This is a genomic window from Ruegeria sp. AF8 (genome assembly GCF_056541825.1).
The window spans coordinates 14,973-39,911 of the sequence record NZ_JBQFYW010000016.1; the positions used below are offsets into that span (position 1 = coordinate 14,973).

The 24,939-nt window shown below is 56.4% G+C and carries 28 protein-coding genes, 1 tRNA gene and 1 pseudogene; 20 read left to right on the plus strand and 10 right to left on the minus strand.

Annotated elements, in window-relative coordinates:
• The first annotated feature begins 123 nt into the window (after positions 1–123).
• The 12 genes from ACR0AO_RS19545 (at position 124) to ACR0AO_RS19600 (ending at position 9,442) form a co-directional block, all read left to right on the plus strand.
• Positions 124–981, plus strand: coding sequence for an HpcH/HpaI aldolase/citrate lyase family protein (locus ACR0AO_RS19545; RefSeq protein WP_480607354.1), 858 nt, complete (start codon positions 124–126; stop codon positions 979–981).
• Positions 982–988: 7 nt separating this feature from the next.
• Positions 989–1,543, plus strand: a complete 555-nt coding sequence (locus tag ACR0AO_RS19550; protein ID WP_480607356.1) for an NnrU family protein — start codon at positions 989–991, stop codon at positions 1,541–1,543.
• A 9-nt stretch (positions 1,544–1,552) separates the two neighbouring features.
• Positions 1,553–1,759: a DUF1737 domain-containing protein gene (locus ACR0AO_RS19555; RefSeq protein WP_480607359.1), complete on the plus strand. Its 207-nt coding sequence runs from the start codon at positions 1,553–1,555 to the stop codon at positions 1,757–1,759.
• Entirely contained in the window at positions 1,759–2,787 is a 1,029-nt protein-coding gene (locus ACR0AO_RS19560) for a MaoC family dehydratase (RefSeq protein WP_480607362.1), read from the plus strand. The genes ACR0AO_RS19555 and ACR0AO_RS19560 overlap by 1 nt, the downstream gene beginning before the upstream one ends.
• Positions 2,788–2,864: 77 nt before the next feature.
• Positions 2,865–3,524, plus strand: coding sequence for a DUF1194 domain-containing protein (locus ACR0AO_RS19565; protein ID WP_480607365.1), 660 nt, complete (start codon positions 2,865–2,867; stop codon positions 3,522–3,524).
• Between the two features lie 214 nt (positions 3,525–3,738).
• Positions 3,739–4,125: a succinate dehydrogenase, cytochrome b556 subunit gene (sdhC, locus tag ACR0AO_RS19570; RefSeq protein ID WP_480607368.1), complete on the plus strand. Its 387-nt coding sequence runs from the start codon at positions 3,739–3,741 to the stop codon at positions 4,123–4,125.
• Positions 4,126–4,137: 12 nt separating this feature from the next.
• Complete coding sequence (sdhD, locus tag ACR0AO_RS19575) at positions 4,138–4,509, plus strand: succinate dehydrogenase, hydrophobic membrane anchor protein (RefSeq protein WP_480607370.1); 372 nt, start codon at positions 4,138–4,140, stop codon at positions 4,507–4,509.
• An 18-nt stretch (positions 4,510–4,527) separates the two neighbouring features.
• The gene (sdhA, locus tag ACR0AO_RS19580; RefSeq protein ID WP_480607373.1) at positions 4,528–6,333 is read left to right on the plus strand and encodes a succinate dehydrogenase flavoprotein subunit; all 1,806 of its coding nucleotides are present in this window, start codon (positions 4,528–4,530) and stop codon (positions 6,331–6,333) included.
• Positions 6,334–6,345: 12 nt separating this feature from the next.
• A complete protein-coding gene (locus ACR0AO_RS19585) occupies positions 6,346–7,125 on the plus strand; it encodes a succinate dehydrogenase iron-sulfur subunit (RefSeq protein ID WP_480607375.1) in 780 nt (259 codons plus the stop codon).
• Between the two features lies 1 nt (position 7,126).
• Complete coding sequence (locus tag ACR0AO_RS19590) at positions 7,127–7,858, plus strand: ZIP family metal transporter (RefSeq protein WP_480607378.1); 732 nt, start codon at positions 7,127–7,129, stop codon at positions 7,856–7,858.
• A gap of 116 nt (positions 7,859–7,974) precedes the next feature.
• On the plus strand, positions 7,975–8,121 hold the full coding sequence (locus tag ACR0AO_RS19595; protein ID WP_480607381.1) for a hypothetical protein: 147 nt from the start codon (positions 7,975–7,977) through the stop codon (positions 8,119–8,121).
• A 475-nt stretch (positions 8,122–8,596) separates the two neighbouring features.
• Positions 8,597–9,442, plus strand: coding sequence for an urea carboxylase-associated family protein (locus tag ACR0AO_RS19600; protein ID WP_480607384.1), 846 nt, complete (start codon positions 8,597–8,599; stop codon positions 9,440–9,442).
• A 90-nt stretch (positions 9,443–9,532) separates the two neighbouring features.
• Here the strand turns inward: ACR0AO_RS19600 and rnpA are convergent, their stop codons facing one another.
• Together rnpA and rpmH are read right to left on the minus strand one after the other, a co-directional pair.
• Positions 9,533–9,982, minus strand: coding sequence for a ribonuclease P protein component (gene rnpA, locus ACR0AO_RS19605; RefSeq protein WP_480607387.1), 450 nt, complete (start codon positions 9,980–9,982; stop codon positions 9,533–9,535).
• A 28-nt stretch (positions 9,983–10,010) separates the two neighbouring features.
• Positions 10,011–10,145 carry a 50S ribosomal protein L34 gene (gene rpmH / locus ACR0AO_RS19610; protein WP_005980833.1) on the minus strand — a complete coding sequence of 45 codons (135 nt, stop codon included), beginning with the start codon at positions 10,143–10,145 and terminating at the stop codon, positions 10,011–10,013.
• Between the two features lie 293 nt (positions 10,146–10,438).
• Here rpmH and ACR0AO_RS19615 point away from each other — a divergent pair, with 293 nt between their 5' ends.
• From ACR0AO_RS19615 to ACR0AO_RS19630, 4 genes are all read left to right on the plus strand, one after another.
• Positions 10,439–11,170: a TVP38/TMEM64 family protein gene (locus ACR0AO_RS19615; RefSeq protein WP_480607390.1), complete on the plus strand. Its 732-nt coding sequence runs from the start codon at positions 10,439–10,441 to the stop codon at positions 11,168–11,170.
• Between the two features lie 3 nt (positions 11,171–11,173).
• Positions 11,174–12,592 carry a dihydrolipoyl dehydrogenase family protein gene (locus ACR0AO_RS19620; protein WP_480607393.1) on the plus strand — a complete coding sequence of 473 codons (1,419 nt, stop codon included), beginning with the start codon at positions 11,174–11,176 and terminating at the stop codon, positions 12,590–12,592.
• Between the two features lie 15 nt (positions 12,593–12,607).
• Entirely contained in the window at positions 12,608–13,993 is a 1,386-nt protein-coding gene (locus tag ACR0AO_RS19625; RefSeq protein ID WP_480607396.1) for a sensor histidine kinase, read from the plus strand.
• A gap of 64 nt (positions 13,994–14,057) precedes the next feature.
• A tRNA-Arg gene (locus ACR0AO_RS19630) sits at positions 14,058–14,134 on the plus strand.
• A gap of 99 nt (positions 14,135–14,233) precedes the next feature.
• On the opposite strand, the gene ACR0AO_RS19635 is transcribed toward ACR0AO_RS19630, so the two are convergent.
• From ACR0AO_RS19635 to ACR0AO_RS19645, 3 genes are all read right to left on the minus strand, one after another.
• The gene (locus tag ACR0AO_RS19635; protein WP_480607398.1) at positions 14,234–15,301 is read right to left on the minus strand and encodes a tyrosine-type recombinase/integrase; all 1,068 of its coding nucleotides are present in this window, start codon (positions 15,299–15,301) and stop codon (positions 14,234–14,236) included.
• Between the two features lie 199 nt (positions 15,302–15,500).
• On the minus strand, positions 15,501–15,851 hold the full coding sequence (locus ACR0AO_RS19640; protein WP_480607401.1) for a helix-turn-helix domain-containing protein: 351 nt from the start codon (positions 15,849–15,851) through the stop codon (positions 15,501–15,503).
• A 149-nt stretch (positions 15,852–16,000) separates the two neighbouring features.
• On the minus strand, positions 16,001–16,594 hold the full coding sequence (locus ACR0AO_RS19645) for a recombinase family protein (protein WP_480607403.1): 594 nt from the start codon (positions 16,592–16,594) through the stop codon (positions 16,001–16,003).
• Positions 16,595–17,080: 486 nt separating this feature from the next.
• Between ACR0AO_RS19645 and ACR0AO_RS19650 the strand changes: the two genes are divergently transcribed.
• Positions 17,081–17,863: a hypothetical protein gene (locus ACR0AO_RS19650; protein ID WP_480607405.1), complete on the plus strand. Its 783-nt coding sequence runs from the start codon at positions 17,081–17,083 to the stop codon at positions 17,861–17,863.
• A 430-nt stretch (positions 17,864–18,293) separates the two neighbouring features.
• Here ACR0AO_RS19650 and ACR0AO_RS19655 read toward each other — a convergent pair whose 3' ends face one another.
• The gene (locus tag ACR0AO_RS19655; RefSeq protein ID WP_480607407.1) at positions 18,294–18,683 is read right to left on the minus strand and encodes a MerR family transcriptional regulator; all 390 of its coding nucleotides are present in this window, start codon (positions 18,681–18,683) and stop codon (positions 18,294–18,296) included.
• 96 nt (positions 18,684–18,779) lie between these two features.
• On the opposite strand from ACR0AO_RS19655, the gene ACR0AO_RS19660 reads away from it, so the two are divergent.
• Positions 18,780–19,103 (plus strand): hypothetical protein, encoded by a 324-nt coding sequence (locus tag ACR0AO_RS19660; RefSeq protein WP_480607410.1) that lies wholly within the window; start codon positions 18,780–18,782, stop codon positions 19,101–19,103.
• 4 nt (positions 19,104–19,107) lie between these two features.
• Positions 19,108–19,326 (plus strand): GDCCVxC domain-containing (seleno)protein, encoded by a 219-nt coding sequence (locus tag ACR0AO_RS19665; protein ID WP_480607412.1) that lies wholly within the window; start codon positions 19,108–19,110, stop codon positions 19,324–19,326.
• Positions 19,327–19,475: 149 nt separating this feature from the next.
• On the opposite strand, the gene ACR0AO_RS19670 is transcribed toward ACR0AO_RS19665, so the two are convergent.
• The 4 genes from ACR0AO_RS19670 to ACR0AO_RS19685 form a co-directional block, all read right to left on the minus strand.
• A complete protein-coding gene (locus ACR0AO_RS19670) occupies positions 19,476–21,461 on the minus strand; it encodes a DUF262 domain-containing protein (protein ID WP_480607415.1) in 1,986 nt (661 codons plus the stop codon).
• Between the two features lie 298 nt (positions 21,462–21,759).
• Positions 21,760–22,464: a recombination protein NinG gene (locus ACR0AO_RS19675; protein ID WP_480607418.1), complete on the minus strand. Its 705-nt coding sequence runs from the start codon at positions 22,462–22,464 to the stop codon at positions 21,760–21,762.
• Positions 22,465–23,008: 544 nt separating this feature from the next.
• Complete coding sequence (locus ACR0AO_RS19680) at positions 23,009–23,134, minus strand: hypothetical protein (RefSeq protein ID WP_480607420.1); 126 nt, start codon at positions 23,132–23,134, stop codon at positions 23,009–23,011.
• Positions 23,135–23,244: 110 nt separating this feature from the next.
• Entirely contained in the window at positions 23,245–23,412 is a 168-nt protein-coding gene (locus ACR0AO_RS19685) for a hypothetical protein (RefSeq protein WP_480607422.1), read from the minus strand.
• Positions 23,413–23,752: 340 nt separating this feature from the next.
• On the opposite strand from ACR0AO_RS19685, the pseudogene ACR0AO_RS19690 reads away from it, so the two are divergent.
• Positions 23,753–24,597 (plus strand): annotated as a pseudogene (locus ACR0AO_RS19690) (IS110 family RNA-guided transposase).
• The last annotated feature ends 342 nt before the right edge of the window (positions 24,598–24,939 follow it).

Consider the following 24,939-nt stretch of genomic DNA (forward strand, 5'->3'; position numbering starts at 1 on the left):
TGATGAAACGGGCGCGCGTTGCATTGCGACGCGGCGGAAATGCTGCATTGCGGCGATTTTGCCCTTGAACTTTCCGGAAAAAAGTGAGCAGTTTCACGCAACATTATTTCTTGAGGGAAAACCATGGACCAGCGCCTGCGACCCTATCGCTCTGTTCTTTACATTCCGGGCTCCCGCGAGCGGGCCCTGGAAAAGGCCAAGACCCTGCCTGTTGATGCCATCATCTTTGATCTCGAGGATGCAGTTGCGGCGAATGAAAAGGACAACGCGCGCACCACGCTCAAGACGGCGCTGGCGGTGGGTGGCTTTGGCGAGCGAATCCGGATCGTGCGAATCAACGGTCTCGACACGCCATGGGGGCGTGCCGATGCCGAAGCCGTGCGCGAGATGGCGGCAGACGTCGTTCTGCTGCCCAAGGTGAACAGCGCGGCGGACGTGGACGCATTGGCCGCGATTACCGGCGACCTGCCGATCTGGGCGATGATGGAAACTCCGCGCGGCATGCTGAACGCCGCCGAAATCGCGGCGCATCCTCTGATGGCGGGATTCGTCATGGGCACGAACGACCTTGCCAAGGAGCTGCAGACCCGTTTCCGCCCCGATCGCGCGCCCCTGATGGCCTCGCTGGGCCTGTGCCTGCTGGCCGCCAAGGCCGAGGGGCTGATTGTCATTGACGGTGTCTATAACGCATTCAAAGATGCCGCTGGTCTGGCCGCCGAATGCGAACAGGGCCGGGACATGGGGTTTGACGGCAAGACCCTGATCCATCCGGCGCAGGTAGAGATTGCCAACGCCGCCTTCGCCCCGTCGGATAGCGAGGTCGATCTGGCCCGCCGCCAGATCGCCGCCTTCGAGGAGATCACGGCGCAGGGGCAGGGCGTCGCCGTGGTCGACGGCAAGATCGTTGAAAATCTTCACGTTGCCACCGCCCGCGAAATTCTGGCAAAAGCAGAGGCGATTTTGACTTTGCAAGCGGGGTAGGCCGGCAATGGGCTTCGTTCTTCTGATCCTCGGTGTGGCGCTATGGTGGGCCGCCCATCTGTTCAAACGCGTGATGCCGGAGCGGCGCGCAGCGATGGGCGGTGCGGGCAAGGGTGCGGTCGCGGCGGCGCTGCTGCTGTCCATCGTTTTGATGGTGATCGGCTATCGCATGACCGATTTCATCCACGTCTGGTCGCCGCCGTCCTTCATGGTGCATGTAAACAACCTGCTGGTGCTGATCGCCATCTGGATGATGAGCCCCGCCGGCACCAAAGGCCTGCTTCTCAACAAGATGCGTCACCCGATGCTGGGCGGTTTCCGGGCCTGGGCCGTGGCACACTTGCTGGTCAACGGCGATCTGGCGTCGATCATTCTGTTCGGTGGCCTGTTTCTGTGGAGTATCGTCGAAGTGGCGGCCATCAACCGGTCTGAACCGGACTGGACACCGGGCAAACCGGGAACATTGGGCAAGGACGCGATGTTCTTTGCCGCCTCCATCGTTCTGTTTGGCGTCATTGGCTATATTCACGGGCTGGTTGGCCCCTCACCCTTCCCGTCATAAGGAAACGGCATGTCGAAACTCTATCGCCTCCTGACCGAGGAGGACACCTCGGCCTTCTGCCACAAGGTCTCGGACGCACTGGCCAAAGGCTGGGAGCTGCATGGGTCCCCGTCTTATGCGTTTGACCCCGCAAACAACGTCATGCGCTGCGCGCAGGCGGTGACCAAAGTGGTCGAGGTCGACTACACGCCGGACATGAAACTGGGACAGCAATGATGGCAAAGATCAATCCGGGCCGCTTTTTCGAAGACTATTCCGTCGGGCAGGTCCTGACCCATGCGGTTCCGCGCACGGTGTCGGGTGGAGAGCGGGCGCTCTATCACGCACTCTATCCGGCGCGTCATGCGCTCTATTCATCGGATGCGTTCGCACAATCCTGCGGGCTGCCGCAAAGCCCGATCGACGATCTGGCGGCCTTTCATGTTGTTTTCGGCAAGACGGTCCCGGATGTTTCGCTGAACGCGGTCGCCAATCTTGGCTATGCCGAGGGGCGCTGGCTGAAACCGGTCTGGCCCGGCGACACGTTGCGCTCGGTGTCCGAGGTGATCGGGCTCAAGCAGAATTCCAATGGCAAGACCGGCGTGGTCTGGGTGCGTACCCGTGGCTTGAACCAGCGCGACGAGGCGGTTCTGGAATATGTCCGCTGGGTCATGGTGCGCAAATCGAACCCCGGCGCCCCCGCACCCGAAGCCGTTGTGCCGGAACTGGCCAAGGTCGTGCCCGCCGACCGGCTTGTGATCCCCGAGGGGTTGAATTTCTCGACCTACGACTTTGCGCTGGCGGGCGAGCCGCATCGCTGGGGTGATTACGAGGTCGGCGAAAAGATCGACCATGTCGATGGCGTGACCATCGAGGAGGCCGAGCATATGATCGCCACCCGGCTGTGGCAGAACACGGCCAAGGTGCATTTCGATCTGACCTTCCGCCCCGAAGGGCGGCTGATCTATGGCGGTCATGTCATTTCGATGGCGCGCGCCCTGTCCTTCAACGGATTGGCCAATGCCCAGATGATCGTTGGGCTGAACGGCGGCGCGCATGCCAACCCGTGTTTCGCCGGAGATACCGTCAAGGCCTGGACCGAAGTTCTGGACAAGGCCGATACCGGTGCACCGGGCGTTGGCGCGCTCAGGCTGCGGTTGGTTGCAACCAAGGGTGGCGCGCCATTCGCGCTCAGGACAGAAGACGGCAAATACCGCCCCGAGGTCCTCTTGGATCTCGACTATTGGGCGCTTGTGCCCAAGTGATTTAGGTTCCATTGCAGGTGTGGGCGCGTTGACATTCATTTGATCGTCAACGCGTTTTTACGTGCTAGTCTGCCGCCATGAACCTCATTCGCTCTGCCATTTTCTGTACATGTCTGGCACCGCCTGCCATCGCCTGCGATCTGGCCTTGGCACTTGCGGTCGATGTCTCGGGTTCGGTCGATTCCTTTGAATTCAATCTGCAGATGAAAGGCCTGGCGGAAGGACTGCGCGATCCGATCGTGTCCGAGGCGTTGGTGCGCGCCGAGGCCCGGCTGATGCTGATCCAATGGACCGGCGCGACCCGGCAGTCGGTCACGATCCCCTGGACCAGGATCGACAGTTTCGACGCGCTTGACGCCTTTGCCCGATCCGTCGAGGGCGATCTCAGGATCTGGCGCAACTTTTCCACTGCGATCGGTGAGGCGTTGGAGGCGACCATGACGACATTTGCCGAGGTTCAGGACTGTTCGCGGCTTTTGATCGACCTGTCCGGGGACGGTATGTCCAACGAAGGGATCGAGCCATCGCGCACACATGATAATCTGCGAGCGCTGGGCATAACCGTTAACGCAATCGCCATCGAAGAAAGCGAACCGGATCTGACGGCCTATTTCTATGAGAATGTCATCGTCGGAGAGGGGGCTTTTGTCGTATCCGCCGCCGGTTTCCGCGATTATCCTGAACGAATTCGAAAGAAGTTGCTGCGCGAAGTGACCCAGCAAACGGCATCCCGGTGACAAAAATAAGATTCGTGATCACAATGCCCGCCGCTTGATATCGCTCACATTCCCGTTGGTTGCGGAGTAATGTGATCACACAGAATGTCGCCGTGATCACAAAGTAACATTATCCGGCGGATTGATCGTTTTTTCTGACCTTTTTGCACCTGCAGCGCGTGACAGATTCGGAAAATCGGGTAAAAACTTCTCAGCCAACCGGAAAGGAACCAAAATGGCCGATGTCAATCGAGGCAATCGCCCGCTTTCACCGCACCTGAGCATCTATCGACCGCAGTTGACGTCGGTCACGTCCATTCTGACGCGGATCACCGGAAACGCGCTGATTGTCGCCGCGCTGCTGATCGTCTGGTGGTTCCTTGCTGCTGCGACCTCGCCCGAACATTATGCATTCGCCAATGCCGTGATCACGTCACTGCTGGGCGATCTGGTGATGGCGCTTTCGCTTTGGGGGCTGTGGTATCACACGCTTGCCGGTGTCCGGCATCTGATCTGGGACAATGCGATGGGCCTCGATATCCCGACCGCCTACAAGCTGGGCTGGGCCGTGGTGATCGGCTCGTTTGTCCTGACCATCCTCACCTTGCTGATCATCGCATAACGGAGTCCTGAGATGCGTTATCTTACCGACCGCAAGCGCGCCGTTGGCATGGGGGCCGCGAAAACCGGGACCGCTCATTTCTGGGCCATGAAAGTCAGCTCGGTGGCTTTGCTGATCCTCGTGCCGCTTTTCGTCTTTACCTTTGGCCCGATGCTGGGCCAGCCGCATGAAGCGGTGCTGGACTATTTCTCGCGTCCGTTCCCGGCCATCGTCGCCGCGCTGACGCTGGTTGTCGGCTTCAAGCATTTTGCCGACGGCGCGCAGGTTCTGATCGAAGATTATGTGCATGGCCTGATGCAGAAAATTCTGATCATCGGCGTGATCTGCCTGTCCTACGCTGCTGCCGCGACGGGCGTTTTCGCCATCGCGCGCATCGCCCTTTAACGACCGGAGCTGATAGAGATGGCTGCATACGAATACGAAACACACGAATATGACGTGGTCGTTGTCGGCGCCGGCGGCGCCGGTCTGCGGGCGACGCTGGGCATGGCGGAACAAGGTCTGCGCACCGCCTGCGTGACCAAGGTGTTCCCGACGCGCTCGCACACGGTCGCTGCGCAGGGCGGCATCGCCGCATCCCTGTCGAACATGGGCCCGGACAACTGGCAGTGGCACATGTATGACACCGTCAAGGGCTCGGACTGGCTGGGCGACACCGACGCGATGGAATATCTGGCGCGCGAAGCCCCCAAGGCGGTTTACGAGCTGGAACATTACGGCGTGCCGTTTTCCCGCACCGAAGAAGGCAAGATCTATCAGCGCCCCTTTGGCGGGCACACCACCGAGTTCGGTGAAGGTCCGGCCGTGCAGCGCACCTGCGCCGCCGCCGACCGGACCGGCCACGCGATCCTGCACACGCTGTACGGTCAAAGCCTCAAGAACAATGCCGAGTTCTACATCGAGTATTTCGCCATCGACCTGATCATGTCCGAGGACGGGCAATGCCAGGGTGTCGTCTGCTGGAAGCTGGACGATGGCACCATGCATGTCTTCAACGCCAAGATGGTGGTGCTGGCGACCGGCGGTTATGGCCGGGCTTATTTCAGCGCCACTTCGGCCCACACCTGTACCGGCGACGGTGGCGGCATGGTGGCCCGAGCCGGGCTGGCCCTGCAGGATATGGAGTTCGTCCAGTTCCACCCCACCGGCATCTATGGCTCGGGCTGTCTGATCACCGAAGGTGCGCGGGGCGAGGGCGGTTATCTGACCAATTCGGAAGGCGAACGGTTCATGGAGCGCTATGCGCCTCAGTACAAGGATCTTGCGCCGCGTGATTATGTTTCACGTTCGATGACCATGGAAATCCGCGAAGGGCGGGGTGTGGGCAAGGATGGCGATCATATCCATCTGAACCTTTCCCATCTGCCCGCCGAGGCGCTGGCCGAACGGCTGCCGGGCATCTCCGAAAGCGCCAAGATTTTTGCAGGCGTCGATGTCACGAAAGAGCCGATCCCGGTTCTGCCGACCGTGCACTACAACATGGGCGGTGTCCCGACGAACTATTGGGGTGAGGTGCTGAACCCCACAGCGGACAATCCGACAGCCGTCGTGCCGGGGCTCATGGCCGTGGGCGAGGCGGGCTGTGCCTCGGTTCATGGTGCGAACCGCCTGGGATCTAACTCGCTCATCGACTTGGTGGTCTTTGGCCGCGCGGCGGCGATCCGGGCGGGCAAGGTTGTCGATGCCGAAGCCGCGAACCCGGTGCTGAACCAGGCGTCCGTGGACAGGGCGTTCGACCGGTTCGACGCGTTGCGCAACGCCAACGGTTCTGTCGGCACCGCCGAGCTGCGGTTGGAGATGCAGAAAACCATGCAGGCCGACGCGGCAGTGTTCCGCACCGCCAAGACCATGGGCGAAGGGGTCGAGAAGATGACGGCGATTGCGGCCAAGATGGACGATCTGAAAGTCACCGATCGCTCGCTGGTCTGGAACAGCGACCTGATGGAAACGCTGGAACTGACCAACCTGATGCCCAACGCGCTGGCCACCATCGTCGGTGCCGAAGCGCGCAAGGAATCCCGCGGCGCTCATGCGCATGAGGATTTCAGTGAGCGGGACGACGAGAACTGGCGCGTGCACACCGTGTCACGAGTGGATGGCAACACGGTCGATCTCAGCTATCGCCCCGTTATCGTCGATCCGCTGACCACCGAAGAACAGGGTGGTATCAGCCTCAAGAAAATCGCGCCCAAAGCGCGGACCTTCTAAGGAGAGGAACCAATGGTACAACTGACCCTCCCGAAGAATTCGCGGATCACTACAGGCAAGACCTGGCCCAAGCCCGAGGGCGCGACCAATGTGCGCAAGTTCCAGATCTACCGCTGGAACCCGGATGACGGGCAAAACCCGCGCGTCGATACCTATTTTGTCGACATGGATGAGTGCGGCCCGATGATTCTGGACGCGCTGATCAAGATCAAGAACGAGATCGACCCGACCCTGACCTTCCGCCGCTCGTGCCGGGAAGGCATCTGCGGCTCGTGCGCGATGAATATCGACGGGATCAACACTCTGGCCTGCATCTATGGGATGGATGAGATCAAGGGTGACGTGAAGATCTATCCGCTGCCGCATATGCCGGTAGTCAAAGACCTGATCCCGGACCTGACCCATTTCTATGCCCAGCATGCCTCGATCATGCCATGGCTGGAAACCAAGACCAACCGCCCGGCGAAGGAGTGGAAGCAGTCGATCGAGGATCGCAAGAAGCTGGACGGTCTTTACGAATGCGTGATGTGCGCCAGCTGCTCGACATCGTGCCCGAGCTATTGGTGGAACGGCGACCGCTATCTTGGGCCGGCTGCGCTGCTGCATGCCTATCGCTGGATCATCGACAGCCGGGACGAGGCCACGGGCGAGCGTCTGGACGAGCTGGAGGACCCGTTCAAACTGTATCGTTGTCACACGATCATGAATTGCGCAAAGACGTGTCCCAAGGGGCTGAATCCGGCCAAGGCGATTGCAGAGATCAAGAAAATGATGGTGGAACGCACCGTCTGAGATGCCTAGTGTCAGCGGTATGACGCCGCTGGCATATGCTCTTTTTCTGTCGCTTTTTGCAGGTCTTGCGATGCCTTTGGGCGGAGCTTTGGCGCGGTATGAGCATATCCGCGACCTGCAACTGAAAGACCGGGTTCTGCATGGCATCACCGCCTTTGGCGGCGGAGCGTTGCTGTCGGCGGTGGCGTTGGTGCTGGTGCCGAAAGGTGCGGGGACCTTGCCGGCCTTTGTCGCCGTTCCCTTGCTGCTGGCGGGCGGGCTGACATTTTATGCGATCGACAAGCACCTGGAACGGCAAGGCGGAACCGGCGCATTGCTGCTGGCCATGCTGCTTGATTTCCTGCCCGAGGCGATGGCGTTGGGCGCATTGCTGACGGTCGAGGCCGCCACGGCCAAGCTGCTGGCAGCGATGATCTTTCTTCAGAATCTGCCCGAAGGGTTTTCTGCGTTCCGCGATATCTGGAAAAACAGCCATGTTTCGGGTTGGCAGATTATCTTTATATTTCTGGGGCTTGCTGCGTTGGGGCCGATATGTGCGGCAGTTGGGTTTCATTTTCTGTCGGACGATCCGGAAACACTGGGCGGGATCATGATATTTGCCGCCGGTGGCATCCTTTACCTGCTGTTCCAGGACATCGCGCCCGAAGCGAAAAGCCAGGGCAGCTGGTCCCCTGCGCTTGGCGGTGTGATGGGATTTGCGCTGGGCCTGGCAGGGGACATGCTGATCAACTGAGGCCAGCCTTGCGGTGCGCGCATGCCCAGAATGCAAAGAAATATGGTGATGTTCATACTCCGCCAACCTAGTTTGGCGACGGGGAGGGTTGGTTGACCCTGAGAAGGACGACACCCATGAAGACCGTTGAAGTAAAAGGGAAAATTCCCGCAGCCGAGGCCCTGAAACTGTTGGAGCAGGCGTGGGCATATTATACCCCGGAACGGGAAATTCCACCCGTGGCGCGCGAGCCCGATCTGTTCGAATACGCCAACGCCGCCTAACAAAAACCTTGCACCCGGCATAGGCTCCGGGCAGATGTCCGGGCCATGCCGGTTCTGATTTTGCTCCTTGCCCTCGGGGTGTTTGCCTATTTCGTCTGGCGTGCGCGGACGAGCACTCTGACGCGGGACTGCCGGTGGCGGCAGCATCGTTCAGAAGGGTGCTGGACCTGCGCGTTTTGCGGCGCGCGGGTCGCGGGGGACGCGGAACCCAAGGCGTGTCTGCGGTTGCGGGGCTGACGGACGAACTGTGCGATTTGTACAGGCTTCGGAGGGGGAATGTGGCGAATTGTACATGCCCTTTCGGTCATGCAGCCGGAAAAAAACCTGACAGAAGATTAACGCCATTCGGGCATCCCTGTCCGGAATGGCCGCCAAATGGCAGGGGCCGGGCGGGTGCGGGCGAACTCCGGAACACGGCTTGCCTCGGGGTTCCGAGTGGGGCTTTATGGGGCCGGAAATTCATGACAGGTGCCCCATGACCCATGCCCCTTCCGACGCCGATGCGCGCCGTGCCGTGACGCCGGTGATCTGCTATCCGCCGGACACTTTGCCTGCGCCCGATCTGAGCCTCTACCGGGCCGCGCGGGTCACTGCCTCCAAGACGGGCGAGGTCGTTGTGCCGCCGCGCGAGGCCGCCTGTTTCGAGGTGCCTGCCGGTCACTTCTTTCGCATCACCTCGGTCGAGGGCCCGCAGGTGGGGGATTTGAACCTGTGGAATTTGCAGGACCTGTCCGAGCGGTTCTTTTCGGGCAAAACCCGCGCGCTGCATGGCACCCATGTCACCACTGGAGAGCGGCTGTGGTCGAGCCTGCCAAACATGCGCCCGATGGCCACCATTGTCGAGGATACGTTGGGCTGGTACGGCATCGACGATTTCGGCGGGTCGGTGCATGACGTGATCGGCACCCGCTGCGACCCCTATACCGGCAACCTGCTGGCCGGCACGAATTATCATCATTGCTGCCATTCCAATCTGACTCGGGCGTTGGCCGATCATCTGGGTTTGCCTCTGGCCGAGGCCGAGATGCATGTTCATGATGTGCTGAACGTCTTCATGTGCACCGGGTTCACGCGCGACACCGGGCAGTATTTCATGAAAGCCTCGCCCGTGCGTCCCGGCGACTATCTGGAGTTTTTTGCCGAAATCGACCTGCTGGGCAATCTGAGCGCCTGCCCCGGCGGGGACTGTTCGGCGGAGCATTCATCGGACACCGCCGCCTGTTATCCGCTGCTGGTCGAGGTCTTTGCCCCGGCCGACGGCGCGTTGGCGGGATGGCAGAGCCCGGGCGCGAACGGATACGACCGCAGCCACGGGCGATAGGTGGGGGGCTGTAGCACTTTGCAAAATACCTGAATCACTCAACGCTGCCTGAAATCAAAGACTTCACCGCGTTGCGTGACGACCGGTGTTTCAAGGTTTTCGCAAAGTGCTTTGTTTCGCGGGGCCGTGCAGTTTTCGCAAGGCGTATCGCAGATCGTTCAGCAAGGTGCCGAAGGGCTGGTTGCCGGTTGCTTCGGCGCGACCGATCAGAACATAGTCCCAGCCCTGACGCCCCATTTCGGGCAGGATCTGGCGGGCCACTTCGCGCAGGCGGCGTTTGGCGCGGTTGCGGGCCACGGCATTGCCGACCTTTTTGGAACAGGTGAAGCCGACACGGATGCCATCGCAGCCTTCGTCGGGGCCGCGTTTGCGGGCCTGCACCATCATCGTCGATGTGCCCTGCCTGCGGGCGCGGGCGGCTTTCAGGAAATCGGATCTTTTGCGCAGCACGGTCAGGGTGACAGGCGCGCAAACGGACGCCGCCGGGGGCGTTTCCCCGGGCTGGTCGATGCCATCCTCAGGGGCCTCCGGCGGCGTCATGTGCGTCAGAACGTCGGTCGGTGAGGGCTTACGCGCTCAGCGACTTGCGGCCACGTGCGCGGCGCGCGTTCAGAATTTTGCGGCCTGCCTTGGTGGCCATGCGTGCGCGGAAACCGTGGCGGCGTTTGCGAACCAGGTTCGAAGGCTGATAGGTGCGTTTCATCGCTCCGTCTCCAATCTTTGGCGGTCGGGGTACGGCGCGGATTCGCCTGCCCGGGTGTTCGAAGCCCGTCCTCTACTGGCAAGCGCGGGGTAAGTCAAACCCCCTGGGCGGTGTTTTCGCTCTCTTTTGCAACAAAATCAGCACCTGCCGGGGCGGAAGGTTTCAAAAACCGCGGCTGAGGCGGGAAACACTCACATTTGCGGCCGCAAAGTTCAAGGCGGCGTGAAGCCCCTGTTGCTTTTGATTTCCCCGGCGCATGTTGGATATGAATGGAAAAAGGCAAAAGCAATCAGATGAATGAAGCAACCCGGATACCCCGGCACAGGCTGGTCCGACATGTGCCGCTGATGGTGATTCTCGCCGTTGCGGCCGTCGGCTTTTTCGCGCTGGGCGATTTCCTGAGCTTTGAGACGCTGCGCGACAATCGCGAGGCGCTGCTGGCCTGGCGGGATGCCAATTACTGGGCGTTGGCGGCGACGTTTGTCGGAGCCTATGTCCTGATCGTGGCGTTTTCGCTGCCGGGAGCGGCGGTGGCGTCGATGACCGGCGGGTTTTTGTTCGGACTGTTTGCCGGGACGGTCTACAACGTCGTGGCCGCGACGATCGGTGCGTCGGCCATATTTCTGGCGGCCCGGTGGGGGTTGGGGCAGGCGCTGACGGTGCGGCTGGAAGCGTCGGAGGGCACCATCAGAAAGCTCAAGGACGGGTTGCGGGAAAACGAGATCCCCGTGCTGTTCCTGTTGCGGCTGGTGCCTGTGGTGCCGTTCTTCGTCGCCAATCTCGTGCCGGCGCTGGTCGGGGTGAAGTTCCGCAATTTCCTGCTGACGACGGCGCTGGGCATCATTCCGGGCGGCATCGTCTATACCTGGATTGGCGTCGGGCTGGGTGCTGTGTTCGACCGGGGCGGGACGCCGGATATTTCCCTGTTGTGGGAACCGTTCGTGATCGGCCCGATTCTGGGGCTGTGCGTGCTGGCGGCGCTGCCCATCGGGATCAGGGCCGTGCGTGGCCGGAAGGACGTCTAAGATATGGAGAGGATCAGGGCCGACCTGTTGGTGATCGGTGCGGGTTCCGGCGGATTGTCCGTGGCGGCGGGGGCGGCGCAGATGGGCGCGGATGTGGTGCTGCTGGAAGGGCACCGGATGGGTGGCGATTGCCTGAATTTCGGCTGTGTGCCGTCCAAGGCACTGCTGGCCAGCGGCAAGGCGGCCCATGCGCAGGCGCACGCCTCGGCCTTTGGGGTGGCGGATGTGGAGCCGCAGGCGGACTATGCCGCCGCCAAGGATCACGTGCACGAGGTGATCGCCCGGATCGAGCCGATGGACAGCCAGGAGCGGTTCGAAGGGTTCGGCGTTCGGGTGATCCGGGAATACGGGAGTTTCATTTCGCCAACCGAGGTGCGGGCGGGAAGCTATGTGATAACGGCGCGGCGGGTGGTGATCGCGACCGGCTCGTCGCCGCTGGTGCCGCCGATTCCGGGGCTGGACCGGGTTCCTTACGAGACCAACGAGACCATATTCGACCTGCGAGAGAGGCCGGAACACCTGCTGATCATCGGCGGCGGTCCTGTCGGCATGGAGATGGCGCAGGCGCATGTGCGGCTGGGCTGCAAAGTCACGGTGATCGAGGGGCTGACGGCACTGGGCAAAGACGACCCCGAGGCCGCCGCCGTGGTGCTGGACGCGCTGCGCGGCGAAGGGGTCGGGATTGTCGAGCAGGCGATGGTGGCGCAGGTTCGGGGCGAGGCGGGCGCGATCGAGGTCGTCACGCAGGACGGCGCCATACATCGCGGCACGCATCTGTTGCTGGCGGTCGGACGCAGGGCCAATACCGGGCGGCTGAACCTGGATGCCGCCGGGATCGAAGCCGAAGGTGCGGGGATCAGGGTGGATGCCGGACTGCGCACGACCAACCGCCGGGTCTATGCCATCGGCGATGTCGCGGGGGGGCTGCAATTCACCCATGTGGCCGGGTATCATGCGGGCGTGATCGTCCGTTCGGCGCTGTTCGGCCTGCCGTCCAAGGCGAAAACCGCCCATATCCCCTGGGCCACCTATACCGACCCGGAACTGGCGCAGGTCGGCCTGACCGAGGCGCAGGCGCGCCAGACGCATGGTAGCCGGGTGGAGATCGCCCGGTTCGACTATTGCCACAATGATCGCGCCACGGCCGAGCGCAGGACCGCGGGTTTCATCAAGGTGATGGTGGTCAAGGGCCGACCTGTCGGTGTCACAATCGTGGGGTATCAGGCCGGTGAATTGATCAACTTGTGGTCGCTGGCCGTGGCCAATAATCTGAAGATGAGCCGGATCGCCGCGATGGTTTCGCCCTATCCAACGATCGGAGAGCTTAACAAACGGGTGGCGGGTGCTTATTTCTCGCCGAGGCTGTTTGAGAATCAAATGGTTAAACGGTTGGTCGGGTTGGTCCAGCGCTGGATACCCTGACCGGAAAAGGAGTGTATGCTGAACTCGCTGTCGGGCCGATTTCTGATCCTGACCACGGTCTTCGTGATGTTGGCCGAGGTTCTGATCTTTGTCCCGTCGATCGCGCGGTTTCGTGAGGATTTTCTGCTTAACCGGCTGGAGCGGGCGCAGATCGCCTCATTGGCGCTGCTGGCCGATGACATGCTGGCCGACGAGCTTGAGGCCGAGCTGCTGGAAAATGCCGGCGTGTTCAACGTGGTGCTCAGGCGCGACGAGATGCGGCAGCTGATGCTGTCGTCGCCGATCCCGAGCCGGGTCGCCGAAACCCATGATTTGCGGATCGCCTCGCCCTGGGTTCTGATCCGCGATGCTCTGGCGCGTCTGGCCAACCCCGACAATGAGATCATCCGCGTCATTGGCGAGCCGGTACGCGACGCCGGTCTGCTGATCGAAGTGACGATGGAGACCGAGCCGTTGCGCATGGCGATGATCGATTATGGCGTGCGCATTTTCTGGCTGTCGCTGGTGATTTCGGTGATTACCGCGTTTTTCCTGTTCCTCGCCGTGCGCGCCTTTATCGTGCGCCCGATCAAGGGGGTTGTCGGGTATATGCAGCGCTATGCCAGCGCGCCCGAGGATGTGCGCGGCATCATCCAGCCCCATGCCGGCGTGACCGAGCTGCGTGAGGCCGAAGAGGCGCTGCAGATGCTGCAGACCGAGATCACCCATGCGCTCAAGCAGCGCGAGCGGCTGGCGCAGCTTGGCGGGGCGGTGGCCAAGGTCAGCCATGATCTGCGCAATATTCTGACCTCGGCGCAGCTGTTCACAGACCGGATCGAGACCAGCGAGGACCCGCTGGTGCGGCGCATGGCGCCGAAGCTGGTGAACTCGATCACCCGCGCGGTGTCGTTGTGCGAGGGTACGCTGGCCTTTGGCCGGGCCGAGGAACCGGCTCCGACTCTGACGATGGTCCGCATTCGCGACGTGGCCGAGGATGTCGCCGCCAGCGAAAAGCTGGCGGTTGAGGAGGGATGTATCGAGATCGTCAACGAAATGCCCGCCGATCTGATGGTCCGCGCCGATCCCGAGCAGATGTTCCGCGTGATCATGAACCTTGTGCGTAACGCGCGTCAGGCGCTGGAGGCGTCAAAGAAACCCGGGACCATCACCATCGCCGCCTGCGAGCATGAAACGGACTGGTGCATCGAGGTGCGCGACACCGGCCCCGGCCTGCCGCCCAAGGCGCGGGAGAACCTGTTTACCCCGTTTCAGGGCGGTGTGCGCAAGGGCGGCACTGGCCTTGGTCTGGCGATTTCGTCGGAAATCGTGCGTGGGCATGGCGGGGAACTGGTGCTGAAACAGACCGGACCGGAGGGAACCACCTTTGAAATAAGGCTTCCCCAGGGGGATCGGAGTTTTTGAAAGTTTTTTTAAGAATCGGCTTGCACCCTCCCGGTGCTGGGTCTAAACAGCGCCTCACCAACGCGGACCGATAGCTCAGCTGGATAGAGTACTTGACTACGAATCAAGGGGTCGGGGGTTCGAATCCTCCTCGGTCCGCCATTGGTATCCAACAAAATCAGTGACTTATGTGGTGCTTTGAGTGCCATTGTTTGTATAGTAACTCCATACTGTTCCCGATAGTGTGCCATGTCTTTTTGATCAGGCGACTTTACGTGCGTTGAGCATTTGCCGTGCTTTATCAGCTACTTCCTTCTTGGCGAACTTGGCGTACTTCTGAGTCTGGACAATGGTTGCATGACCCAGAAGGTGAGAGACTTCTTCCAGCCTCATGCCGTTGTTCAACATGCGCGTAGCGTAGGTGTCCCGGCAGGAGTGGATCGTTGCCTTGCCTTGTGTGGCCAAAACACGGGGGCTAGAAGGGCAGCATTCGGTGATGGCTCGCCTTAAGTTCTTGATGGCCCTGTCCATACTGACGAAAGGCTGGGGCTGGTTTTGCAACGAGGACAACACTTCAAACAGGCGGTCAGAAATGGGAACAAAAACCTCTTTCTTTGTTTTGAAGTTGTAGTTGTCGATATAGCGCTCCCGCATGTCGATGGCCCCCCAATCAGCCCGAGTTGCCTCTCGAAGGCGAACCCCCGTGTCTATCAGGTAGATGAATAGGTCGTGGGCCTTCGACCATGCTGAGGCATCGGGGTATTCGGCCTGTTTGGCAATGCAGTAGTCAATGACCGTTCGTTCTTCAGCTTCTGACAGCGAGCGACATTTGACGAAGCCTTTGGGCAACACGAAGGTTAGGTCGTGGTTGACCTTGTGCTTCTTCCGGCACAGGTTCCATGCTCTCTTCATGAACCGAACTTCGATGTTGATGCTGTTCTGGCTAAAGCCTTCGTCCAATCTGGCTTGAAGGTGATCTTCCAGATCGTCGTCAGAAAGGTCCGACATGAACCTGCCTTGATCCAAGGTCCAGAGACCTTCGAAGCGCTCACGTAGTCCCAGCAGCTTGTTCATGCTATTCTGGTAACTGTCATGGGTTGCCTTAGCCTTGTCCTTCACACTGTCTACGCAAAGTTGAAACGCGTCACGAAGCGTGACCTCGGGCTTTTCTCCATGCTGACGTATGTCCATGAGGCGATGGTATTCGGCCATCATGACGCGATTGGCCCCGGCTTTGTCCCGGCGTTTGGTTGAGCCTCTATACTCGCGATGGTTCACTATGAACCTGTAGTAATAAAAGGATGAGTTGGGCCTTTTGTAGATTTGCATCGGATGATCTTTCTTTTTGTGGGGTGATGCCTGCTGATAATTTCAGGAGTAGTATTTAGTAACTCCATACTTTCTGTTCGCCATAACTCTTGTATCTTGCTCGCTTCTGGTGGCGTTCATCCTCTCTGCTAGTTTCGGGTATTGTGTTTAGTAACTCCATATATTGTGGTCAAGCCGATTTTTTCGGCCACGTATGTTGTTAGTCGGACAGGTAATCGTCCAGTTGGCCTTTCCGCAGCAATGTCAGGAACTTGGTGACTTCACGGCGACTGCGATTTTGGAACAACGCACGATAGAGTTCTGGTTGGTACTCGATCAGGCAGAGCAAAACCCACTCTGACTTGTCCATCTTCAGAACGTCAGCAATCGGCCCCCAAAGCGCCGCAGGGATGCTGATGTAGCCCAACTCCATTTGACTGACCATCGTATAATATTCGATGCCAAGTTCGTCAGCCATTGCTTTCTGGGTGAACCCTGCGGCGGTTCTTGCCTCCTTAAGGCGCTTTCCCAGATTGTTTTTGTTTTTCTCTTTTCGCTTTTCCGAAAGCATCTCAATTCTTCCATCTGTTCTCGTGGTGTTATCGCAGAGAAGTTTTGTAAGTCCTAGTATGTATCTAACATATCCTGATCGATTGTAGCCTGAATACGCCATGGGTGAGGCAATAGGTAAGGGTTGTGCGTCTAACAAGCTAACCTCCTTTAAATTGCTGATTGGCCGGTATTCTCCGTACACAAGGCCGGAGTTTGGTATTCAGCGAGGATTCGATAAACGGACCGCTCGGAAAGCCCTAGTAGTGCTGCGGTTTCCCTTTTGCTGTGACCTAGGGCCAAGTGATCCAGCACCGCATCCTTTTTCATACGGGCCGTTGGCTTCCTGCCTTTGTATTTGCCCTGCGCCTTGGCCTTAGCGATGCCTTCCCGTTGACGTTCCAGCATTATCTCCCGTTCGAATTGAGCAACGGAACCCAGAACATTAAGCATCAGTTTCCCGGTAGCATTTGACGTATCCAAGCCTAGGTTCAACACCCGAAGGTCGACATTCCTTGCTTCTAGGTCGTCCACAATTTCCCCGAGATGCTTCACAGACCGGGCCAGTCTGTCCAGTTTGGTCACCACTAGAACGTCCCCCTCCCGGCAGAACTCCATAGCGGCGCTGAGAGACTCTCTAGGGGCTATAGAACTTATCTGTTCCTCGTACACCTTCTCGCATCCAACGCCCCTCAGCGACTCTCTCTGAGCCTCTAGGGATGCTTTCTGTTCCAGTGTCGAGGTGCGAGCATATCCGATCATCATGTGATGGTCTCCTTGTCTGCCAATGATGTTTAGGAAGTTGCGGCAGGGTGTCTGCCAAAAGTCGAAACCGACTCCATAGACAGACATTTGCGCCACGCTCCGAGACTGACACATGGGCACGGTCTATCGGCAGCGGTTGGTAACCCCTTTTGCGCTGGGTAGTTGGCCAGAGAGAATTCAATTCAGAATGAAGAGGGGGTGGGGGTTTCGGAATGCGACTTCAAAAAACGGGGGTTATAAGTGTTATTATTGTTATTGTTTGGAAGTCGGCCACCTCACAACACATCGGATGGAAAGCTGACGGCAATGGTCGGACGACCGCATTGAGCCCACACCGACAAATGTTGCGCAACGAGCCAAAGTCAGCTTTCAGCGGGATTCCGCAATCTTAGCTAGGTTTCCCGCGAAGAATCGTTGGCGTCGCCGAGCTTTTAGCACTTTTTCGAAAGGCAGGAGCTGGTACCATCTCTGAGCAAGGAGTGCTCCATGGACAAGCTATTAGAACTTACCGGCGTTCAAACCGCGAGTATTTGGGTCAAGCTATTGATACTAGCAACAGTGATGACAGTAGGTGATGTTCATTCACAAATGAATGACAAGAATATTTTCACTGTGAATTCTTTTGAGTACATTTCAAATAATTTCTTCGGCTTGTGCGCGGTGTTCGCCCTTCTGTCCATATTAGTAATTAGCCTTTCTTGGCTTTCGACTATGTTATTATTGGCACTCTCTAATATTGCTGTTCGCGCTGCTATCCTACTGCTTAGTGAGCTTGGAAACAAAAACATACGTAGGTGCAAATATAGAATGCCAAAAATGCGCGAAATGGCTAAACAAATTTACTATGAAGGCAAACTTGAGCAATTTAAAATGGGCGAAGAGGAATTGGAGAACAGGCAGCAACAACCGCTTTGGGTGTTTTTTCTATTTGCATTCTCGATTCTTGAACTTTCAAAATTTTACTTGGTTGGCGATGATGCTAAATCAATCATTGAGTCCCTTTTATACAGCTTTCCCGATATTCCGGCCTTTCTATCGAGCGGCGGGGGTATAGAAACTGATGTTGTTGATTTTGCAATACTTTTTGGTGGAATGCTCATTGTTGCAAAGTTAATTTACGACTTAATTGCCCATGCTTTTGCGAACTTATTTCTGTATAATAAATACGTTGTCTTTTATCCTATCTTTGGCGAGGATGCTGAGATCAATAAAGAATTAGAACTGAAAGAAGTACAAAGAATTGAAGCTGCTATAACCCGACATCAGTAGCACAGATAGTGCTGCGACGCTAGATGCGAGCCCCTAGCGGACGAGAGCACCGGGCTCAACGCGACCCAAAAACAGCGGCCATTTGGACAAGCGCAGTGAAAGCTCATTTTGTCCGCTTTGCCGTCCTTCCGATGGCCGCACGACTCAGACACGCTCAGGCAACCCGAAGTTCTCAGTGACAGCATTTCTACTGCGTCTGCCATATGGGCAAGGTTTATCGGCAGAGGCGGAGAGGGCTTATTGCGCTGGGCCGTTGGCCAGCGAGAATTCATTTCAGAATGAAGAGGGGGCGGGGGTTTCGGAAAGCGACTTCAAAAAGCGGGGGTTATAAGTGTTGTTATTGTTGTTGTTTGGAAGTCGGCCAACTCACAACCCATCAGATGGAAGACTGACGGCAATGGCCGATGACCGCATTAAGTCCAAAGTTCCACTATTCTGTGCGCAGCTTAGAGAGCATCGGGCATGAGACATTCCCGCTGTCGCAGTTGGCTGTAAGTTCGACCAACGCCGCTTCCAAGCGCTTAAGTTCTTCTACCTTTGCACGCACATTGAAGACATGGAGTTCGGCCAGTTGCTTGACGGATTGGCAATCCTCAACGTCGCCTTCGGACAGGTTGAGTAGCGCCTTTGCGTCCGCGAGCGGAAAGCCCAAGTCGCGGCATTTCTTTAGGAAACGAAGCCTTCCAATATCGTGTGCGGAGTACATCCGCCGATTATTCGATGCCCGTTCTGGTTTTGGCACGATCCCTTCGCGTTCGTAGTATCGGATGGCTTCAATTCCGACACCGCTTTGCCGGGATGCTTCCCCAATCGCAAACATGTGAGTATTCCTGCCTTGATCCTGTAGTGGCTACAGAAGTTATACGAGATGGTGTCGCTTGGATAGCTCCGCACAAAAGGGTCGTTAGAAACGAAAATGCAGAAGTACCTTAGCCTTAGTTACATCGGGTCGTTGTCAGCACTTGGCGTCGCGACTTGCTGTGTATTGCCTATGACGATGATGTTGTTGGGACTGGGCGGCAGTTGGATTGCAATCTTTGGGCAAATAGCAGCGGCAAGCTACTACGTACTGGCAGTTTCAAGCGCGCTTGTCGCGGTATCTTGGCTGGTGTCTTATCAACGCGATTCATTGCCAAAATTGAAATGGTGGCTTTTGGGAACGACCGCGATGACCGGTTTGGCTTGGGTCGTCGTGTTCTATGAGGCTCGGATCAACGATTTTCTGATTATGCAGATGTGAGACAATGACGGACCAAACTGTAGCGCTTGAAAGCACACTGACTTGCCCAAAGTGTGGGCATAGCGAAACCGAAGTAATGCCAACGGATGCTTGCCAATGGTTCTACGAGTGCAATTCGTGCAAAACGGTTTTGAAGCCGTTGGAAGGCGACTGTTGTGTTTACTGCTCCTATGCCACTGTTCCATGCCCACCAATTCAATTGGGCGATAGCTGTTGCGGGTAAAGCGAAGGTCGGCTTTGTCCGCTTTCCGGTCATTCCGATGGCCGTACGAGTCAGGCACGCTCAGGCAACCCGAAGTTCTCAGTGACAGCATTTCCACTGCGTCTGCCATATGAAGAAAGCACAGGTTCCATCTCTACACGGCATTTCAACTAGTCGTCAGTTTCCTGTGGCTTCACAAACTCTAGCCCCAACATTTTGACTTTCTGCTGCTCGGTTCCCAAGCTGAATCCCCATCGTTTTTCCATAAACTGGAGCATCTTCAAGCTGCGGCGCAAAATGGCTTCTTGTGTCCATTCTTTCTCCTTAGCAACTTCGTTTTCCGCATAACATCCATACCTATACCCAACGGCTTCTTCTTTTTTCCCGGAAACTTTTTCCGGAAAAGGCCGATTAGAAAGACTCGAGTTTTTCGGAATCGAGATTGGTAACAGATTGCCAATCGCATTCTTCAGGCTGTTGCGCTGCTTTTGTGATAGACCTGAAAACCTATCTGTCCAATATTTCGCTTGCGCCCTTTGTGGATATATATGTTCAACTGACTTATGGTCGTACCCTCGCTCGTTCAGCATCAACCAGTTTAATTTTGTTCGTTCAGTTTTGCTGCGAAGTTGTAGATCCAAATTGTGTTCAAAAAGAAAGTACCGCACTTCACCCCAACCGTAGAAACCTCTTGATTGGAATTCCTTCCGGACCTCATCCATAAATCCAGGGCGCGAAAGAACTGCGTTTGTACTATCCTGAATGGCTTTTGCAATTCTCTTCGGAGTGATTTTTCCCTGTTGCAATAGAATGGCTTGATTCAGGAAAGTAAGGTTCCCATTTTCGCGCCGAAAATAGTACTGATCACTCAGAGAAAGGATAAACAGATGTCTTTCAAGCTTTCGGAAGATGTCGATTTTGGCTGCATCGTCATCGACATTGGTCAAGATGCTCAGGATTAGTGGTTCGCCTCCCCTGTCAAGACGATCAAGTTTGTCCAGCCAAAAATCAACCTCCTGTTCTGTTTTGCAGTCCATTGGGTTGAAAATTCGATACCACGATGTGACTGCCGCTTGAAGGGAGCTAACGTAACGATAAATATCGGCAAGCCCAATTTCGGGAGGTGTGTCGCCATTCCCACTGATACTCTTAGTCACGAATTTGGTTTTTAAAAGATCGCCGTAAGGGGACCCAGACCTTACCTGACGAAACATCTTTTGACGCATCATACGGTTCTTTTGCTCGTCTCCCTCTGTTTCTTCGATGGGGTCAACAAAATGTAGCAGGTAATGACTGTTCAGAAACTCGTCATCTTGCAGCGGGCGATCTTTGTTCCGGCCAAGATTGTGATAAATAGCTTTCCAGCAATCATTAATTGCCCGGCGCAGTTTTTCCTTTTCATAATCGGCGACGTTTAGCTTTAGTGAGAGGTAAATCAATCGGTTCTTCAACAACTCAAGGTCAGACAGCGGCTTTCCACGGTTGTTCATTGTTTCGAATGCAACGCATACATCTACTTCGTCTGAAATAGTGAAAATATTGAAGAGAAGGTTCTGGGTAATTTTCCTGTATAATCCTTCAATTTCCTCAAAAGACATCTCCGATAGTTTGTCGGCAAAAAAGGATTTAGCGTTTGCCAAGTTGTTCGTGTAAATTGTTTCTTCCGAAATATTGGTTGATGAGAATTCTCTAAAAATCGAAGTTTTTAGAAATTCGTAGCTTGGGTTGTCCTTTTCATAGCCAAATATGTAGGATCGAGAAATTACCTCTCCTTTGGTGTCAAAGATAAACTTCTTTTGGATTTGATCCGTTGAAGTGTAATTGAGAAGCTTACCTTCAGGTATCACCTCAAGGATGCACTGAATAAGGATTATCGAAGTTGTAAGCCTCTGTTGGCCGTCGACCACATACAGTGGTTCATAACCTTTAGCGTCGATTATCCAATTATCGTCCACCCAAGATTCTCGAACCTCTTGAGGCACCTCTTCCAGAGTCAGCACGCCTGTGTAGTGATTCCTGCCAGCTTCTATTTGGCCGATGTCATTCCAAAAGTCCTTAAGTTGGCGTTCGGTCCAAGCATAACCTCGTTGATAATCTGGAATTCGGAACAGTCTTTCAGTAAAGATTTTTGATAGTGTAAAAAGCTGCGATTCCAAGGTTCTGGCTCCGAATATACATATTGGCTTTTGCTACCGGCTACGTGAGGCCAGAGCAAGCGCTGTCGCAAACCATCGGCGACAAAAATGTAACCATCATCAGGCACAAATTTCCTAAAGGTTAGATTCAGTCCCGATGACTAGTGCGATATAGACGTCAACGACGCATCTCCGGTCCCTGACTGCAAAGCTACCTTTAGAAGTTTCTATTGCCGCACTCGCAGCTAACAACAGTTCAGTGGCCTTTCGGCCTCAATCTTAAAGGACTCAGAAGGTGGAGTTCTCTGTGCCGCTTTGCCTAAGCCGCCAACGAAGCCGAAAATTCATTCAGCACTTGCCTGTACTCTGGGAAGTTTCTGAGTTGTCGCTTCAGTTCTCCGAGCGTCATTGGAATACGCACCAGCGGTGCCTCCTTGGTCTCGATCACTCCGGGCTTAGGATTGCTATTATAATATATGGTGACGACGTTTTGGCGATCCTGATGGTTGGTAGGCTTAACTGAGGCTTCATGTGTGTCGATTGGTACCTCGCCGGTCTCCGGTTCCTGTATGTGGTCTCGAATGACTTCCAGCACACCTGTCCCCCAAAATTTTCTGCAATAGGCATTTGCTGCTTGAGTGATGTTCCGGAATGATCTTGAGCGTCGGTGGAACGGCCACGGACACTCCTCAACTGTAGCGTACAAAAGCAACTGGTTGGTCAAGACATCTTTGATTTTCTGATTGCCACTTCTGGCTTGATCAACGAGGTCCTTCACAAAACCCAACCTCTCGGATGGCTTAATAGAGTACATGTCTTCGGCCAGTCGCTTGGCGAAGTCGAACAGTTCTGTGTTCGCTCTGCGTTTGGTGGGGCGAGCCTTGGCATTCACCGGGGTCTTCTTCCGGTCTTTCCGCTGATAAGCATCTTTGCGGCAGTTGGGTTGGCAGTACTTTTGATTGCGGCGTCGGGGCTGGAAGTCTTGGCCGCAATTTGGGCAGTTCCGGGTTTTGGGTTTGGTCATGTTGTTTTGCGGACTGGTCGTTTTTGTTGATTGTCGTTCGGTAGGCTGCGAAGAAGAGTGTGCCTGAAAATGTGCCTGCTACATGTTGTGTGCTTCCACTCTTCGTCTTCCGGGTATTCCCGTAAAGTATTGAAAAATTTAAGTATGGAATCACAAGTATAGGCAGAACATACGATATTCATTGAACTACGAATCAAGGGGTCGGGGGTTCGAATCCTCCTCGGTCCGCCACTGGTTTCCTCGTAAGGCGACACATAATTCTGCCACCAGCGACAGAACCTTTCCGTTTCGCCTCACTTCACTTGATCCAGCATCCAAACCGATTTCATTGATCTTGACTTCTTTTTAGGAAAATCAGGGCTGATTTGCAGATCAGACGCCGAAGGCGCCTGTTCCTGCTGGTCTGCCACGTGGCGAACGCGGATGATGCTTGATCTGCGATCTCACAGCATCACCAGATACTCCCACCCGGAACATGAGGCGATTCAGGCAGCTCCGATCCACGAGACCTCTATTGTTGTGTCCATGACCAAATATATCGTGCTTATTCCGTCGCTGCGGTTGGCGCGGTCTCTTCACCCCCGGCGTCTTCAACGCCCGACCGCATCATGGAGAAGGCCAGGGCAACCAAAACGACTACAGCAGCGATAAGGACATAGTTTCTGTTCATATCCATTCCTCCAGAATTGCGAGCAGTACCGATGGTGACATGCCGCGATAGAGTCACGCTAAGCCGTGACCTGCTGGCCGCGCATTACCTTTGAGCGGGATAACGAAACGTTACCGCTGTGCAGCAGGCAGCGGTGTGTTGGATTCTTCGTATTGGTCTACCGCGGCCAAGTATTCGTCCAGTTTCTGACCCTCGTCTGTATCTGGATCAGATCCCCAGAGGTATTCGATTTCCCGGAGCGCAGCACGGTATTCGGTCGGGGTGCGGACAATGGTCATGGCAATACCTCAAAGAAGAAATCAATGCTGAGTGCATACCTGAAAATGCGCGATTCTTCTAGCACGCCCGCCTGTGGTGACAGTCCTGCGCTGTTTCGCTCTGCCCCAGAGGCAAATCCCATATGGCATGTGTAGCAGGAGGCGGCGGTCGAAATTGGGGTTCGTGTTTTGCGGCAGATGGTGAAGAAGGCAACTGCTGCAAACACATTTGTCTGCTTCCGGTCCAAAGCGACCATCAGACAAAACACCCAATAAACGATAAGTGGATCTACATTCCGCCGCAGCAAAATGATCACTGAGCAGACATTTCGGGTGCTCGTGTTTTGCTCGCAGAGGTCTCCTGCTTGCGAAGACCGCAATTTGCGTGATCAGCGAGCACGGAGAGATCATCAAGGAGGCCGAGGCTGCAAGCGATCCGGAGGTATTGGCCCGTTGGTTAGGCGGGATGCCGAAGGGATTGCGCGTCTGCTTCATCTTGGCTGGTTCCGCCCGGTTCACTGTAAATCCGTCTCTGCTCAGGAAACTCGTGCTGTACCTGGCACTCGAAAAGCCATTCAGCAGAACATGATCGCTTTGGAGATGTCACTGAGAGGCTTGCTGCGGAACTTTGAGCTCAAGGTTGGTGCGATCTCTCGCGGTAGGTTCGAGGCCCGTATCTGGGAGTTGGCGGAAGGCAACCTCATGCTGGAGACCGCGACTGAACCGATGCTGCGAGCCAGAGCCGCCCTGCGACAGGAACTTGCAATCCTTGAGAAGCAGGTACGCCAGCTTGCCCAGGACGATCCGGTTTGTCGTCGCTTGATGACGATGTCCGGAATCGGCGCGGTTGTGGCATTGACCATCCGGGCAGCCGTCGATGACCCGTCGCGCTTCCGATCTTCGAAGAGGGTCGGTCCCTGGGTTGGTATGACGCCTTCGCGCAACCAATCCGGTGAACGAGATGTATCTGGCGGCATTACCAAGGCCGGGGATGTCAATCTGAGGCGAGCACTATGCCAAGCTGCAACCGTCATGATGAACCGTGACCAGTCGACATGGCTTCGAACTTGGGGAGCCCAGCTCGCCCAACGCCGAGGCAAGAAAATAGCAATGGTCGCCCTCGCGCGTCGCATCGCAGTCATTCTCCATCGAATTTGGGTCGATGGCACCGTATTCCAGCTCGACGCTGCACCGAACATGGCCTGATCGCCTGTTAATCCACCCGTTGCCTGTCTGATCGCAGGCCTTGGAGGTCCCGCAGGGACGTGGTTCCGATGATGCCGAGGTCAGGACAGTCGCTGACTTCAATCAAGCACGCCAATGAGATGGGCACATCGGAATTGCATCGAACCAGCATCATGTTGGCAGCCACCGCGCTGACCACGAACCGAAGCATGTATCCGAAGGATCTCACCCGTAGGCCGTGACAGAAAGCACGGCGGACTAGAACAAGGAAAAGTTACACCGCCTTGGCGGATCGATCATTCTGCGCAAAGCAGCTTGACCGGGACGGCCCCGTTACCGAAGTCCTGACCCAAACACGGTGAA